Source organism: Streptomyces sp. NPDC052040 (assembly GCF_044548405.1).
Classification (GTDB): Bacteria; Actinomycetota; Actinomycetes; order Streptomycetales; family Streptomycetaceae; genus Streptomyces.
On the sequence record NZ_JBIUBV010000013.1, the window covers coordinates 66,732 to 80,898 of the forward strand.

Annotated in this window: 10 protein-coding genes; 4 read left to right on the forward strand and 6 right to left on the reverse strand. The window is 74.0% G+C overall.

Translation table 11 applies throughout. The annotated features are described in order from the left end of the window. Positions 1-61: 61 nt before the first annotated feature. The 5 genes from ACIHAA_RS23710 to ACIHAA_RS23730 all read right to left on the reverse strand — a co-directional run bounded on the left by ACIHAA_RS23710 (position 62) and on the right by ACIHAA_RS23730 (position 5,868). Positions 62-847, reverse strand: a complete 786-nt coding sequence (locus ACIHAA_RS23710; protein ID WP_399820325.1) for an AraC family transcriptional regulator — start codon at positions 845-847, stop codon at positions 62-64. Between the two features lie 90 nt (positions 848-937). Further along, on the reverse strand, positions 938-1,948 hold the full coding sequence (locus tag ACIHAA_RS23715; protein ID WP_399820327.1) for a DUF5914 domain-containing protein: 1,011 nt from the start codon (positions 1,946-1,948) through the stop codon (positions 938-940). Then, the gene (locus tag ACIHAA_RS23720; protein WP_399820329.1) at positions 1,945-2,964 is read right to left on the reverse strand and encodes a phytoene/squalene synthase family protein; all 1,020 of its coding nucleotides are present in this window, start codon (positions 2,962-2,964) and stop codon (positions 1,945-1,947) included. The genes ACIHAA_RS23715 and ACIHAA_RS23720 overlap by 4 nt, the downstream gene beginning before the upstream one ends. 148 nt (positions 2,965-3,112) lie before the next feature. Further along, positions 3,113-4,654, reverse strand: coding sequence for a phytoene desaturase family protein (crtI, locus tag ACIHAA_RS23725; RefSeq protein ID WP_399820330.1), 1,542 nt, complete (start codon positions 4,652-4,654; stop codon positions 3,113-3,115). Further along, entirely contained in the window at positions 4,651-5,868 is a 1,218-nt protein-coding gene (locus ACIHAA_RS23730) for a polyprenyl synthetase family protein (protein WP_399820332.1), read from the reverse strand. The genes crtI and ACIHAA_RS23730 overlap by 4 nt, the downstream gene beginning before the upstream one ends. Before the next feature lie 474 nt (positions 5,869-6,342). On the opposite strand from ACIHAA_RS23730, the gene ACIHAA_RS23735 reads away from it, so the two are divergent. From ACIHAA_RS23735 to ACIHAA_RS23745, 3 genes are read left to right on the forward strand one after another with little or no spacing between them, the layout of a single operon-like run. Next, entirely contained in the window at positions 6,343-7,542 is a 1,200-nt protein-coding gene (locus ACIHAA_RS23735) for a lycopene cyclase family protein (RefSeq protein WP_399820333.1), read from the forward strand. A gap of 20 nt (positions 7,543-7,562) precedes the next feature. After that, complete coding sequence (locus tag ACIHAA_RS23740; RefSeq protein ID WP_399820336.1) at positions 7,563-8,342, forward strand: methyltransferase domain-containing protein; 780 nt, start codon at positions 7,563-7,565, stop codon at positions 8,340-8,342. After that, positions 8,339-9,901: an FAD-dependent oxidoreductase gene (locus tag ACIHAA_RS23745; RefSeq protein WP_399820338.1), complete on the forward strand. Its 1,563-nt coding sequence runs from the start codon at positions 8,339-8,341 to the stop codon at positions 9,899-9,901. Before ACIHAA_RS23740 ends, ACIHAA_RS23745 begins: the two co-directional genes overlap by 4 nt. A 92-nt stretch (positions 9,902-9,993) precedes the next feature. On the opposite strand, the gene ACIHAA_RS23750 is transcribed toward ACIHAA_RS23745, so the two are convergent. Then, entirely contained in the window at positions 9,994-10,551 is a 558-nt protein-coding gene (locus ACIHAA_RS23750) for a transglycosylase SLT domain-containing protein (RefSeq protein WP_399820340.1), read from the reverse strand. Positions 10,552-11,249: 698 nt separating this feature from the next. Here ACIHAA_RS23750 and ACIHAA_RS23755 point away from each other — a divergent pair. Then, the gene (locus ACIHAA_RS23755; RefSeq protein WP_399820342.1) at positions 11,250-14,024 is read left to right on the forward strand and encodes an AAA family ATPase; all 2,775 of its coding nucleotides are present in this window, start codon (positions 11,250-11,252) and stop codon (positions 14,022-14,024) included. Positions 14,025-14,167 lie beyond the last annotated feature (143 nt).

Genomic DNA, 14,167 nt, shown 5'->3' on the forward strand with positions numbered 1-14,167 from the left:
CCACCGGCATGCGGACAGCCGATACCGGCAAGCCGCCAACCCGGCCGGGAGGACCGGTCCGCTACGTGGCGTGGGCGTGCAGGCCGGTCTGGTAGCGACCGGGTGTCTGGCCGACGACGGCCGTGAAGGCCTCGATGAAGGACGACGGGTTGGACCAGCCGCATGCGATCGCGGTGTCGGTGACGGACCACCCGCTCGTCAGGTGTGCCAGGGCGTGGTGGATGCGCAGGACGGTGCGCCAGCGGTGGAAGCTCATGCCGAGGTCGGTACGGAACAACCGGCTGAGGGTCCGTTCGCTCGCGCCGACCCTGTGCCCCAGCGTGGCCAGGGTCGAGGACTGGCCGGGGTCGGCGTGCAGGAGGTCGGTCACGGCGCGGAGCCGGTCGTCCCGCGGCTCGGGCAGATGGAGCGACTGCTCAGGCGTCTCGCCGAGTTCGTCGATCACCACCGCGCGCAGCCTCTCGACGGCGCCGCGAGGTCTCCCGTTCCGGCCTGTCAGTGCCAGCAGGGCTTCCCGCAGCAGCGGACTCACCGCGAACACACTGGGATACGGCAGGAGTTCACCGCACTCGGCGGCCGGGATGGCAAGCAGACAGACGTCTGTCCTGCCGTAGAAGCGGTGGGAGTGGGCGAAACCCGGCGGCGTCCATGTCACCCGGTTGGCGGGTGCCACCCAGGTTCCGCGATCGGTCGTGGTGGCCAAGGCGCCCGAGGCCGCGTAGACCAGCTGGCCATCCACGTGGGAGTGGGTGTCGAAGTGGTAGCCGTGCGGGAGCCAGCCTCTGCCATGAGGCTTGTGGTCCCCCGGCCTCGAGGGGGATGCGGACGGCTGGCGGGCTTCCTGCATGAGGACGGCAGACTACCGTTCGTGCCGGTGACGGCGTGGGACGGACCCCTGAGCAGCCGGTCGCCGGAACACCCGTCTCCGGGTCGGCGGTCAGCCCGGGAAGCGGCCCGTCGAGCGCAGTTCCCAGCGGCGTTCCGCGTAGGCCAGGTCGTCGCGCCACAGGCGGCCCGCGGCGGCCCGCATCAGGGGGCGCAGCAGGGGTGCGGCGCGGCGGGCCGCGGTGAAGCCCCGTCGGCCTGAGGTGGCGAGCACGGCTTCCACGACCGCGGTGCGCGGCCGACCCGAGGCGTCCGGCCCGAGGGGGGTGGCGTGCGTCTCCACCACGGAGCCCTCGCCCTCGCCGCGGGTGATGCGCATGATCACCGTGCGCGGTCCCGGTGCCGTGAATTCCGCCCGGACCGGGACGACCAGCCGGCCGGCGACCTTGAAGGAGACATCCACCGTGAACGCGTCGTCCTCGCCGTCCCGGCCGGGTTCGCCGATCACGGTGAGGTCGACGAAGGAGTACGGGTGGTACCAGGCACCGTGCCAGGGGTCGAGCCGGTTGGCGACGACGTCTTCCGGCTCGCAGACGCCCACCGCGGTGCAGACGGCAGTCAGCGCCCCGGCGGGCGCCGGTCGGTGGGGCACCGCCGGGCTGGCGGCGGGTTCCTCTCCCCCGGCCTCGTCGAGTCGTACCCAGGCCAGCACCCCGTCGTCATGCGCCGGCCATGGCGTCCAGCCCGCCAACGGCCTTCCGTCCAGGGCCAGTCCGTGCCAGTGGCACACCAGGGTGCCGCAGCGTACCGGGCTGTTGCGCAGGGGGGCGCCCAGATGGGGGCAGCTGCCCGGACCGGCCACGAGGTGTCCTTCGGCGTCCCGCCACAGCACCACCTCCCGTCCGGCGACCGTCCGGGCCAGCGGCCGGTCCGGGCGCAGATCGCGGGAGGCGCCGACGACGTACCAGTTGCCGGTGGGGCGGGCCTGGGCCCGTTTCAGTGCTTCGGCGATCACAGCGGGTCTGGCCTCGCGCCAGGTGGGGCGCTGGCGTTCCCAGGCGACCGGGGTGCGGCGCAGGCTCAGCGGCAGGCGCCGGGGGCGGCCGGACGGCGGCGTGCTCACGCGACCTCCTCGTGGCGGGGCAGGGGGTGGGCGGGGCGGTGGGGCGTAGTTGCGGTGGCCGGGACGGGCCGCCGTGGGGTCCGATGGGCGGCGGTGCGGGCCGCGGCGACCCGCAGCAGACCGTCCGCGGCGACCAGGGCCCGGTGCCGCCGGGGCACCAGGGCGCGGCGGTGCAGTACCGCGTAGCCGGTGGCGGCCACGGCGTCCAGGATGGAGCCGTAGAGAACGAAGGCCGTGCGGATGCAGGGCCGTGAGACCGGGTCGAGCAGGGCGATGCCGGGTGCGGCACGCCGGTAGACCGCGCGGGTCAGGGACTCGAACTCCCGCAGCGCCGCGACGACCCGGCGGTCGGTGCGGCCGGTGTCCCGGCAGTGGCGCAGCAGGGCGCGGTGGACGCCGTAGGCGCTCAGCAGGTCCTGCGGGAGGTAGATCCGGCCGCGGTCGAGGTCCTCCCCCACGTCCCGCAGGAAGTTGGTGAGCTGGAATGCCACGCCCAGTTCGGCCGCGTGCGGTGCGGCTTCCTGACGGTCGGTCACTGTGCCGAGAACCGGCAGCATTTGGAGTCCGATCACGGCGGCGGAGCCGTGCATGTAGCGGCGCAGGTCGGCGTGGGTGGCGTAGGAGTCGACCGTCAGATCGCTGCGCATGGAGGCGAGGAAATCGGCGAAGTGCCGGTGGTCGATGGCGTAGCGGTGCGCCGTGTCGGCCAGCGCCCGTACCACCGGCTCGGCTCCGGTGCCGCCGCCCAGGCCGCGGGCGAGGTCGGCGTCCAGCCGGTCCAGGGCGCGGATCCGTTCGGCCGGTCCCGTGGTGCTGTCGAGGGAGTCGACGATGTCGTCGGCCCAGCGGGCGAAGCCGTAGAGGGCGTGTACGGCGGGGCGCCGGTCCGGGGTGAGCAGGCGGGTGGCGAGGAAGTAGGTGCGGCCGTGCCGGGCGTTGAGCTCCCGGCAGCGGGTGTACGCGGCGCGCAGGTCCGGGTGGGTGATACCGGCCGCGTCCAGTTCCCGGGCGGTCATGGGCGGAGTTCCTTCGGGCGGATGGGGGGATGAGGTGAGCCCTCGTCTCGGGGCGTCGGGTGGGCGGCCCGGGGGTGATGGGAGGCTTCGCGTCCGGGGGGCGGCGTGGCGGGCGTGGCCCGGTGGCGGGTGGCGGGCAGACGGGTCGTCATGTCCGGCTCTCCTCCGCGCGGTTGCGTGTCCGGGTGCGGTGGCGGGGTGTGCCGTCGTGTGTGCCGGTGATGCGGGTGGCGGCCAGCTTTCCCGACAGCAGGACCGGTGGTACTCCGACACCGGGTGTGGTGCCGCACCCGGCCAGGACGGCGTTGGTGGTGCCGCGTACCAGGTTGCGGGGGCGGAAGGGGCCGGTCTGGGTGAAGGTGTGCGCGGCGGAGAACGGGGTGCCCGCGGCGTGCCCCTGCGCGGTCCAGTCGGCCGGTGTGATCAGGCATTCCTCTTCGATCGCGGCGGCGAGGCCGTCGAGTCCGCGGTGTTCCAGTTCGCCGAGCAGCGCGTCGCGGTAGCGGGGGCCGAGATCGTGCCAGTCGGCGGGGCCGGGGCCGATGCCGGTGTGGGGGCAGGGCGCCAGGATGTAGTGCAGATGGCGGCCCGGCGGGGCGAGAGCGGGGTCGGTCGCGGTGGGCCGGGTGATGAGCAGGGAGGGATCGCTCATCAGCTCGCCGGTGCGGGTGAGCTGCTCGAAGGTGCGCCGCCAGGAGCTTCCGAACGACAGTGTGTGGTGCGCCAGTTGGGGCCAGGTGCGATCGCAGCCCGCGTGCAGGACGACCACCGAGGGGGCGTGCCGCAGCCGTAGCGGGCGGCGCGGGGTGCGGCCCAGCAGGCGGTAGGTGACCGGCAGGTCGGGGGTGAGGACGACGGCGTCGCAGGGGATGCGCTGCTCGGCGGTGAGGACGGCGGTGATCCGCTCCCCGGAGCGTTCCAGTGCGGTGACCGGTCGGCCGTAGTGGACGGCGGCACCGGCTCGTTGGGCCGCCTCGGCCATGGCGCGTGGCAGGGCGTGCATGCCGCCGCGCGGGAAGTACACCCCGGCGACCGTGTCCATATAGGCGATCACCGCGTAGGCGGCCAGGGCACGGGTGGGGGGCACACCCGCGTAGAGGGCCTGGAAGGTGAAGACGCGGCGCAGGCGTTCGTCGCGGAGATGGCGGGCGACGCCGTTCTCCCAGCGGCCGAAGCCGCCGAGCGCGGCCAGCCGGAGCAGGTCCGGGCCGAGCAGCTGCCGGGGCGAGTCGAAGTCGGCGTCCAGGAAGCGGTGCCGCTGGGCCCGGTACAGCTCGGTCAGCCAGTGCCGCAGCCGACGGTATCCGGCGGCCTCGGCGGGACCTGCGAAGCGTTCCACCTCCGCTTCCATCGCCTCGGGGTCGGTGTGGACGTCCAGGGTGCCGCCGTCGGCGAAGGCCGCACGGTAGGCCGGGTGGAGCTCGATGAGTTCGATGTGCTCGCGCAGTGAGGTGCCGACCGCGGCGAACGCCTCGTCGGCGATCTCGGGCATGGTGAGCACGGTGGGCCCGGTGTCGATGTGGTAGCCGCCGCGCACCAGTCGTCCGGCGCGGCCGCCGGGCCCGTTGTCGCGTTCGACGATGGTCACCCGGCGGCCTGCGCCGAGCAGGTGCAGGGCGGCGGCGAGGCCTGCCAGTCCGGCGCCGACGACCACCACATGGTCGGTGGGGCCCGTCAGGGTTCTGGTCACCGGCCGTCCTCCGATGCCGAGGTGACGGAGTGCGCGCCGCCGAGGGGGGCTGGTCCCGGGCCGCCGTGCGGTTCGGGACCCGCAGCGGCGGACGGCAGGCCGCCGACCGGCTCCGGGCACCGCCCGGCCGTACCGGTGATCTCGGCGAACAGAGCGTGCAGTCGGGCGGCCGGGCCGCGCTCCAGGTCGACCTCGGCGAGGTGGCGCAGGGCCCGGTGGGCCAGGCGCTCGATCTTCTCCCGGACCAGGTCGTGGGCGCCGGTGGCGGTCACGGCGTCACGGATCCGGTCGAGTCCGGCCTCGGTCAGGCCGGTGCGGCCCGGTACCGCGTCCAGGACGGCGAGCGCGGCGGGGTCGCCGTCCGCGGCGGCGCGGGCTAGGGCCACGGCCATGAGGTAGGTCGGCTTGCCCTCGCGTACATCACCGCCGGACGGTTTGCCGGTGACGGCGGGGTCGGCGAACAGGTCGTCGAGATCGTCCCGCAGTTGGAAGGCGAGGCCCGCGCAGCGCCCGGCCCGGCACAGCGCCCCGGTGGCCGTCCGGTCCGCGCCCGCGAGGGCGGCTCCGAGTTCGAGTGGGCGTTCCACCGTGTACAGGGCGCTCTTGAGGCAGGCGGCCCGGACGGCCCGGGTCGTCGTCCGCTGGGCGGTGGCCTGGCCGTGCACATCGAGGTACTGTCCGGCGACCATCTCGGTACGCGTCGCGCGCCATCCGTCGCGCACGCGCCGTACGGCATCGGGCGGCAGGCCGGTGGCGTCCAGCAGAAGGTCCGTCATCAGGTCGTCCGCCCAGGCGAGGGCGAGGTCACCGGCGAGTACGGCGGCCGCCTCACCGAGCCGCCGGGCCGCGCCGGGGGCGTCGTCCGCGTACTGGTGGGCGAGGGCGGTGTGCAGTGCAGGGCGGCCGCGGCGCGTCGGGGCGGCGTCCATCACATCGTCGTGGACGAGGGCGCAGGTCTGGAGCAGTTCCAGCCCCGCGCATACGCGCAGGGCGGCCCGGATCTGGGCGGGTTCGCCGCCGCCGCAGGCGCGCAGTGACCACCACAGCAGCCGGGGGCGTACGCGGCGGCCACCGTGCAGGGCGAAGTCGGCGACGCGCTCGGCGAGGTCCCGGGCGAAGAGCGTGTCCAGCCCGCGGGCGTGTTCCAGCCGGGCGGCGAGAAGCGGGGCCAGCACTTCGCGGACGGCCGCGGGCACGTCTGCGTCGACGGCCACGGGGTCCGGACATCCGTCCTGGTCGTGCGGTTCGCCGCCGCGGAGGTCCCGCGCGCTGGTTCGGCCTGCGCCTTCCGCGGCCGCTTCCCGGGCGGCTCCCGGTCCGGTCCGGGCCCGGGGGCCGGAACCGGTTCTGGGTTCCCGGGCGTCGGGCGGCTCCCCCGGTGGGGCGGCCGTGTGCCGGCAGGTCGCCTGGATGGAGCGCATCGCGGATCCTCTCACCCGTCGTCACATCGCATACGTCGTCAGACATTCCGCGCCGGACGCCGGTCCGGATGCACCAATCGGGTCACAGGTGCGCGCGCCGCACAGCGGTGGCGACGACACGCGGCGCACCGCATCCGTCGGCGCACCCCGGCCGGAAGAATCGGTGGGACGGGGTCGCGTACGGGCACGGCACCGGTCCCGCCCTGTCGGCGGGCGCCCTGACCGGTGCCCTGACCGAGAGGCGATCCACGGAAGGGAGCGGCGGTCGTGCAGTGGGAGGCCGATGTGGCCGTGGTCGGTGCGGGCGCCGCGGGGCTGACGCTCGCCCTGCGGCTGGCCCGGCCGCCCGCGGGTGCCGTACGGCTGGACACCGTGCTGCTGGCCGCCCCGCCGGGCCCGGCCCGCGCCGCACCCCGCACCTGGTGCTTCTGGGAGCCAGAGGGCGGTCCCTGGGACCCGGCGCTGACCGCGTCCTGGGAGTGGCTGCGCGTACGCGGTGCCGACGGCACGGCGGTGACCGCCGGAATCGCGCCGCTGCGCTACAAGATGCTGCGCTCCGACGCCTTCGAGGCACTGGGCCGCCGCGGGATCGCCGCGAGCGACCGGGTGTCGTACGTCGAGGCGGCCGTGGACCGCGTCACCGCGGCACCCGGCGGCGGCGCCGTCCTGCACGCGCGCCGCCCGGACGGCGGCGGAGTCATCGTCCGCGCCCGCCAGGTGTTCGACTCCCGTCCGCTCGACCGGCTGCCGCCCGCCCGTACGACGCTGTTGCAGCACTTCCGCGGCTGGTTTGTGCGGACGGCACGGCCGGTGTTCGACCCGTCCGTCGTGGAACTGATGGACTTCCGCACACCGCAGCCCGCCCATGGCCTGTCCTTCGGCTACGTACTGCCCGTCACCCCGTGCGAGGCGCTGGTGGAGTACACCGAGTTCTCCCGCCGGGTGCTCGACCGCGCCGGGTACGAACGGGCGCTGCGGCACTACGCGGAGCACGTACTCGGCCTGGGCGGCCATGAGATCACCGCGTACGAGCAGGGGGTCATTCCGATGACGGACGCGGACTTCCCCCGGCAGACCGCACCGGGCGTGTTCCGGATCGGTGCCTGCGCGGGCGCCACCCGCCCTTCCACCGGCTACACCTTCAGCGCCGTACAGCGGCAGACGGCCGCCGTGGCCGACGCCCTGCACAACGGACGGCATCCGCTGCCGCCGCGTCCCCACTCCGCCCGGGCCCGCCTGATGGACGCGGTGCTGCTGCATGCGCTCGACCGCGGGCGGGTGGACGGACCGGCCTTCTTCTCCCGCCTGTTCACCCGGGTGCCCGCGCCCCGGCTGCTGCGCTTCCTGGACGGCCGGACCACCCTCCCGGACGACCTCGGCATCGGGCTGCATGTGCCCGTCGCCGCGATGCTCTCCTCCGCCCTCACCCTGCCCTTCGCCCCGCGCCGGAGCCTTCCCGCCGCCTGAGCCCGAAAGCCGGACCCCGCATGCCGCTTCTGCACGACGCCGACCTGGCCGGCGCCTTCGACCACGCCGCCCGCAGCTACGACACCCTGGTGGCCGCCAACCCCGGATACCACGCCCAACTGCGCCGTTCGGCCCGGCGGCTCGGCCTCCCGCCGGGCGGACGCGGCCTGCGGGTACTGGACCTGGGGTGCGGCACGGGAGCGTCCACGGCCGCCCTGGCCGCCGTCCTGCCCGGCGCGGACATCACGGCGGTCGACGCCTCAGAGGGCATGCTCCGCCGGGCGGCGGGTCGGCGGTGGGCGCGGCCGGTGCGGTTTGTGCACGCACCGGTGGAGCGTCTGGAGGAAGCCGGGGTGGGCGGCCCCTTCGACGCGGTCTTCGCCGCATATCTGCTGCGCAACACCGCCTCCCCGGACCCCGTGCTCGCCACCGCGTACCGGCTGCTCGCGCCGCGGGGGCGCCTGGCGGTGCACGAGTACGCGCTGAGCGGGCGGTTCGGGCACCGGGCCGTGTGGAGCGCGGTGTGCGGGGGGCTCGTGCTGCCGGTCGCCGCCCTGCTCGGGGACGGCCCGCTCTACCGCCATCTGTGGCGCAGTGTCGTCGAATTCGACACGGCCGACGCCCTGGGCCGACGGGTGGCGCGGGCGGGTTTCGAGCGGGTGCGGGTGCTGCCGCTGCCGGGATGGCAGACGGGCATCACACACACCGTGGTGGCGGAGCGCCCGGCGCAGGACCGCGACACGGGCGCCGGAGCCCGGGCGAAGGCCGGTGCGACGGCGGGCAAGGAGGGCGCGCGATGACCGCGGCCGTCCGACCGCGCACGCCCCGCCCAGGGCGGGACCGGCTGGCCCGGCTGCTGCCCGCGCCACCCGGAGCCGACCGGGCGGACCCCGCGTCCGCACCCCGCGTCGCGGTCGTCGGCGGCGGTATCGCCGGTCTGACGGCGGCCACCGCACTGGCCGAACGGGGAGTGCGGGTCACTCTGTACGAACGGGAGGCCGTGCTCGGCGGGCGGCTCGCGGGATGGTCCACCCGGCTCGCCGACGGCAGCACGGTCACCATGAGCCGGGGGTTCCATGCGTTCTTCCGTCAGTACTACAACCTGCGTGCTCTGCTGCGCCGCACCGACCCGGCCCTCTCCCGGCTGACCGCCCTGCCCGACTACCCCCTGCGCCACGCGGGCGGCGCCCACGACGGCTTCCGGCGGGTGCCGCGCACCCCGCCGTTCAGCGCCCTGGCCTTCGCCGCGCTGAGCGGCTCCTTCCGGGCGGGCGACCTGCCCCGGATGAACGCCCGCGCCGCGCTGCCGCTGCTCGACGTACGGGTGCCCGCCGTCTACGACCGGCTCGACCGGCTCAGCGCACAGGACTTCCTGGACGCGATCCGCTTCCCGGCGGCGGCCCGCCACCTGGCCTTCGAGGTCTTCTCGCGCAGCTTCTTCGCCGACCCGCGACTGCTGTCGGCGGCGGAGATGGCGCTGATGTTCCACATCTACTTCCTCGGCTCGGCCGAGGGACTGCTGTTCGACGTACCGTCCGAGCCGTTCCCGGGGGCCCTGTGGGATCCGCTCGCCGGGCAGCTGACCCGGCTCGGGGCCGAACTGCGGACCGCGACCGGCGTCGAAGCGGTCACGGCCCTCCCCGGCGGCGGCTTCCGGGTGACCGCCGACGGCACCGAGGACTGCTGCGACGGTGTGGTGCTGGCCACGGACCCGGGAGCACTGCGCGCCCTGGTGGCCCGCTCGCCGGGGCTCGGGGACGGGCCGTGGCGCGAGTGCATGGGCCGGCTGCGCACCGCTCCCCCGTTCCTGGTCTCCCGGCTGTGGCTGGACCAGCCGGTCCGCACCGACCGGCCCGGCTTCCTGGGCACCGCGGGATACGGCCCCCTGGACAATGTCAGCGTCCTCAACCACTGGGAGGGCGAGTCCGCCCGCTGGGCCGCACGCACCGGCGGCTCGGTCGTGGAACTGCACGCCTACGCGCTGCCCGACGACACCGACCGGGACAAGCAGCAGCACGAACTGCTCACCCAGCTGCACCGCGTCTACCCGGAGACCCGCTCGGCCCGGCTGGTGGACGCCCGCCACGAGTGGCGGGCGGACTGCCCGCTGTTCCCGGTCGGCGGATACGGCGACCGGCCCGCCGTACGCACTCCGACACCCGGCGTGGTCGTCGCGGGCGACACCGTGCGCACCGAGCTCCCCGTGGCCCTGATGGAACGGGCCGCCACCAGCGGCTTTCTCGCCGCCAACGCCCTGCTGGGCGGGTGGGGGCTGCGCGGCCATCCGCTGTGGACGGTGCCGGAGCGGGGGCGGGGGGCGTTGCTGCGGTGGGTGGCGGGGAGGGCGGGCACCGGGTGAGCGGCCCGCCTCGGGGGACGCGGAAGGGCGGCACCCGGTTGAGGGGTGCCGCCCGTGGTTCTTCTGCTGGCGTGAAGAGGTCCGCGTCTGCCTCAGTACGCGCTGTTGACGTTGTCCATCGAGCCGTAACGGTGGCCGGCGTAGTTGCAGGCGGCGGTGATGTTGGCGACCGGGTCGTAGATGTTCCACGAGGTGCCCGCCACGTGGTAGGCGCGGAACGTGGGGTCGATCACCTGGAGCAGGCCCTTGGAGGGGATGCCGTTCTGGGCGTTGATGTCCCAGTTGTTGATGGCCGCCGGGTTGCCCGCGGACTCACGCATCACGTTGCGGTAGATGCCGCTGTAGGAGCCCGGGATGCCCTTCTGCTTCATGATCGCGAGCGACTGGCGGATCCAGCCGTCGAGGTTGCTGCCGGACGCCTTGACGGCGGTCGGCTTGGCGGCGGCCTGGTGCACCGCGGCGGGGGCGGCCGCGGGGGCGGCGGCGGGGGCCTGGTGCGTGGGGGTCTGCGCCTGGCTGGGCGCGGCGCTGAGCGCGATCGCGCAGCAGCCGAGGGCGGCCACGCCGGCGGTGGACAGCTTCTGCGTCCTGGTCGGACGGATCTTGGTCAGAGCACGAGCACGAGCACGAATGTTGGTGTTCTTGAGCATTGACTAAGGAACCTCTTCGTAGAGCGCGGATGCCGCCCGGAATGCCTTCGGCAGACTGGTGTTTCCAGCACAAACGCCGTGGTCCGAATGACCGCGGCGCCGAGCAACGAGAACAATTCTTAGCGGCGGCAAAAGCGTCTGGCAAAGGTGTGACGTACTACGCCCGATAGTCACAACAGGTGGGACGAAACGGGGCAAACCATGCCATTCGCCCGCTCACGAGGCTCCCCTTCATGCCCTAAGCGGCTTCGTATGTGACCTGGGCCCTATGCGTGCCCTCACATCGCGGGGCCGGGGATATCACCTTGAGTTGCCGACGCGAACTCTTCGTTAATGCATTTTCCGTTTCTCGCGACGGACCCTCGGGCCCCGATGCACAGATTGTTCGGACCGCTCCATTCCTATGTGGTGGGCCCGCAGGACGGCATAGCCGACGGATATTTCGCGGTTGCCGCGACAAAAGGCCGTGCGGCACGGGATCGGCGATGCGCAGCCCACCCGTGGCCGAGGACGGGGTGCGCCAGCGGACGGGCGGTACGACGCCTCGGGACGGGCGAACCGGCGTCACCCGGTCACCGACCGTGACCGCGCGGTGGTGCGGCATTCGGCCTGTCGGCGACTCGGCGTGCGTCCTCGCGCGACGTGGTCCGGGCGCCCGTCCCTAGCATGGTCAGCAGCGGGGGCCGTCTGGGGGGAACATGCACATAGTCGGACGAGAGACGGAATGCGCGCGCTTAGCCGCCTTGCTGGACGAGGCGCGCGCGGGCCAGGGGCGCAGCATCGTGCTGCGGGGCGAGCCGGGCATCGGGAAGACGGCGCTGCTGGATCATCTCGCCGAGATCGCGGACGACTGCACCGTCGTACGGGCGGCGGGTGTCGAATTCGAGTCGGAGCTGGCCCTTGCGTCGCTGAGCGAGCTGATCGGGCCGCTGTTCCCGGTGGTGCGGGAGCTGCCTGCCCGGTACGCCGATGTGCTGAGGACCCTCGCGGTACGGGATGTGGCACAGGATGCCGATGACAGTGCCGCGCCCTCCGCGGCGGCGGCCGGACGGCACGCGGTCTACGCCGCGATTCTCGCCCTGCTCACCACGGCTGCCGCCCGTCGGCCGCTGGTGTGTCTGATCGACGACGCGCACTGGATCGACGACGCGTCGTCCGCCGCCCTGTTGTTCACGGCGCGCCGGTTGCTCGCCGATCCGGCGTTGATCGTGTTCGCGACCCGGGACGTCCCCGAGTTCGACGCGCCCGGTATCGAGACCCTGCGCCTGGAGGGTCTGAGCGAACGGGCCAGCCTGCAACTGCTGGCCCGCAGCGGGAACGTACCGGCCTTGGTCGGTGTCCGGCTCGCCGCGCTGACCATGGGAAATCCGCTGGCGCTGCTGGAGCTTCCCCGGGTGCTGCCGCTGGAGTCCGCGGACAGCCTCAGCGAACTGGTCGAACCGCTGCCGACGACAAAGCTGCTGCAACGTGCCTTCGCGGCGTCGCTGGTGTCGATGCCGGCCCGGCAGCGACAGGCGCTGCTGGTGTGCGCCGCGGCGGGGAGCGCGGAGCTGGAGGTGGTGGCGCGGGCGCTGAAAGCGCTCGGGATCGAACTCGCGGCGCTCGACGAGGGCACCGTCGGCGGTCTGGTGCAGATCACCCAACGGATGGTGACGTTCCGGCATCCGTTGATCAGGTCGGCCGTCTATGCGCAGGCCGGTCCGGGCGAACGCTGGCAGGCACACGCCGCGTTGGCCGACGCGTGCACCTCGCCGAAGGACGCGGACCGCAGGGCCTGGCATCTCGCCTGCGCGACGGTGGGACCGGACGAACAGGTCGCGACGGCCCTGGTGGCCACCGCCGACCGCGCCCGGCGGACGGGCGGGATCGTCGCCCAGGCCGCCGCCCTGGAACGGGCCGCCGAACTGACCGGGGAGCCGGTGCTGCGGGCCACCCGGATCTGCGCCGCCGTGACGGTCTGGTCGGCCGCCGGGGCGCTGGACCACTCCGAGGAACTGCTCGACCAGGCGGAGACGCTGGCCGGGGACGACGTCAGCGCGCGCATCGCGATGCTGGGCGACCGCGCCTACCATGCCGTGCTGCGCGGGCGGACCGGCGACATCTTCGACATGCTGGTCGCGGAGGCGGCCGGAGCGGGTCCGGAGGACCGGCTGACGGCGGGCCGGATGCTGAGCCTGGCCATGAATGCGCCGCTGGCCAGATGGGACATCGCGGCAACGCTTGAGGTCTGTACGAAGGTGATGGCGCTGACCGCCCCGGACGGCCGCCCCAACCCCGCGTTCCCCAAGGGGGCCGTGCGCCTGGCGCTGGCGCAGGTGCTCGCCGGGCAGCCGGCCGGTGCCGAGCTGGCCAGGGCGTGTGTCGCGGTCTGTGAGCGGCATGTGCCGAACGGGGCGTGCGCGGAGCTTGCCGAAGTGCTGATGTACATCGAGGACTATTCCCTGGCGCGCCGCATGATCGACCGCGACATCGCCGGTGCCCGGGCCGTCGGCGACATCGCGCTGCTCGGCTACGGCTTGCGTCGCAGAGCGCAGTTGGAGATCCGCGTCGGCCGACCGCTGACGGCCTACTCCGACGCGCTGGAATGCGCCTCTGTCGCCGACGCGATGGCGCAGCCGACCACGATCGCGGCCTCCCGCGCGACGCTGTCCATGGTCACCGCCGTGCTCGGCCGCGCGGACGACTGCGCGGCCCATGCCGAGGAGGCGATGCGGCTGTGCCCGGACGACCTGGAGACCGAGGTGCGTGTCCGGTACGCGCTCGGTCTCGTGGCGCTGGCCGGTGGCCGGGGCGAGGACGCCGTGGTCGAGCTGGACCGCGCGGACACGGCGCTGCGGTCCGTCGTCGAGCCCGCTGTCGTTCCGGTGGCCGCCGACCTGGCCGAGGCACTGGTGCGGGTCGGCAGGCCCGATGAGGCACGGCGTGTGCTGGACCGGCTGGACGCCGCCGTCGCCGCGACCGGTCGGCACGGGCGGCGGGCCGCGGCGCTGCGGTGCCGTGCGCTGCTGGCGCACGGCACCGCCGTGGGACCGCTGTTCACCGAGGCACTTGAGGCGCACGGCGCTGTCGACGAGCCGTTGGAGCGGGCCAGGACGCTGCTCTGCCAGGGCCAGTGGCTGCGCCGGTCCAGACGTCGGCAGGATGCCCACCGGCCGTTGACGGCGGCGCTGGAGATCTTCGAGTCGGCCGAGGCCAGGCTGTGGGCCGAACAGGCCCGCCATGAGCTGACGGTGCTGGGCCTGCGCACCCTGCCCAGTGCCGACCGGCCGGACCTGGGCATCCTCACCCCGCAGGAGTGGCGGATCGCTTGGGCGGCGGCGCAGGGGCGGACCAGCAGGGAGATCGCCGCCGAAGTGCTGCTGTCCGTACGGACGGTGGACTACCACCTGGGGAACGTCTACCGGAAGCTGGGAGTGTCGTCCCGCCGGGCGCTGATCCGGCAGTTCGGCGGATCGGCAGAACTACCGGGCTGACGCCCGGTCGTCGCAGGGGCCGGGGCCGCCCCGGGGGCGGCCCCCGCCCCGTTCCGCGGGTGGACCGCCGCCCGGTTCACCAGTCAGTTCTACGGATCCCCGGTGTGTGGCCGCCCCCCAAACTGGGCTCCATCCATCGGCAG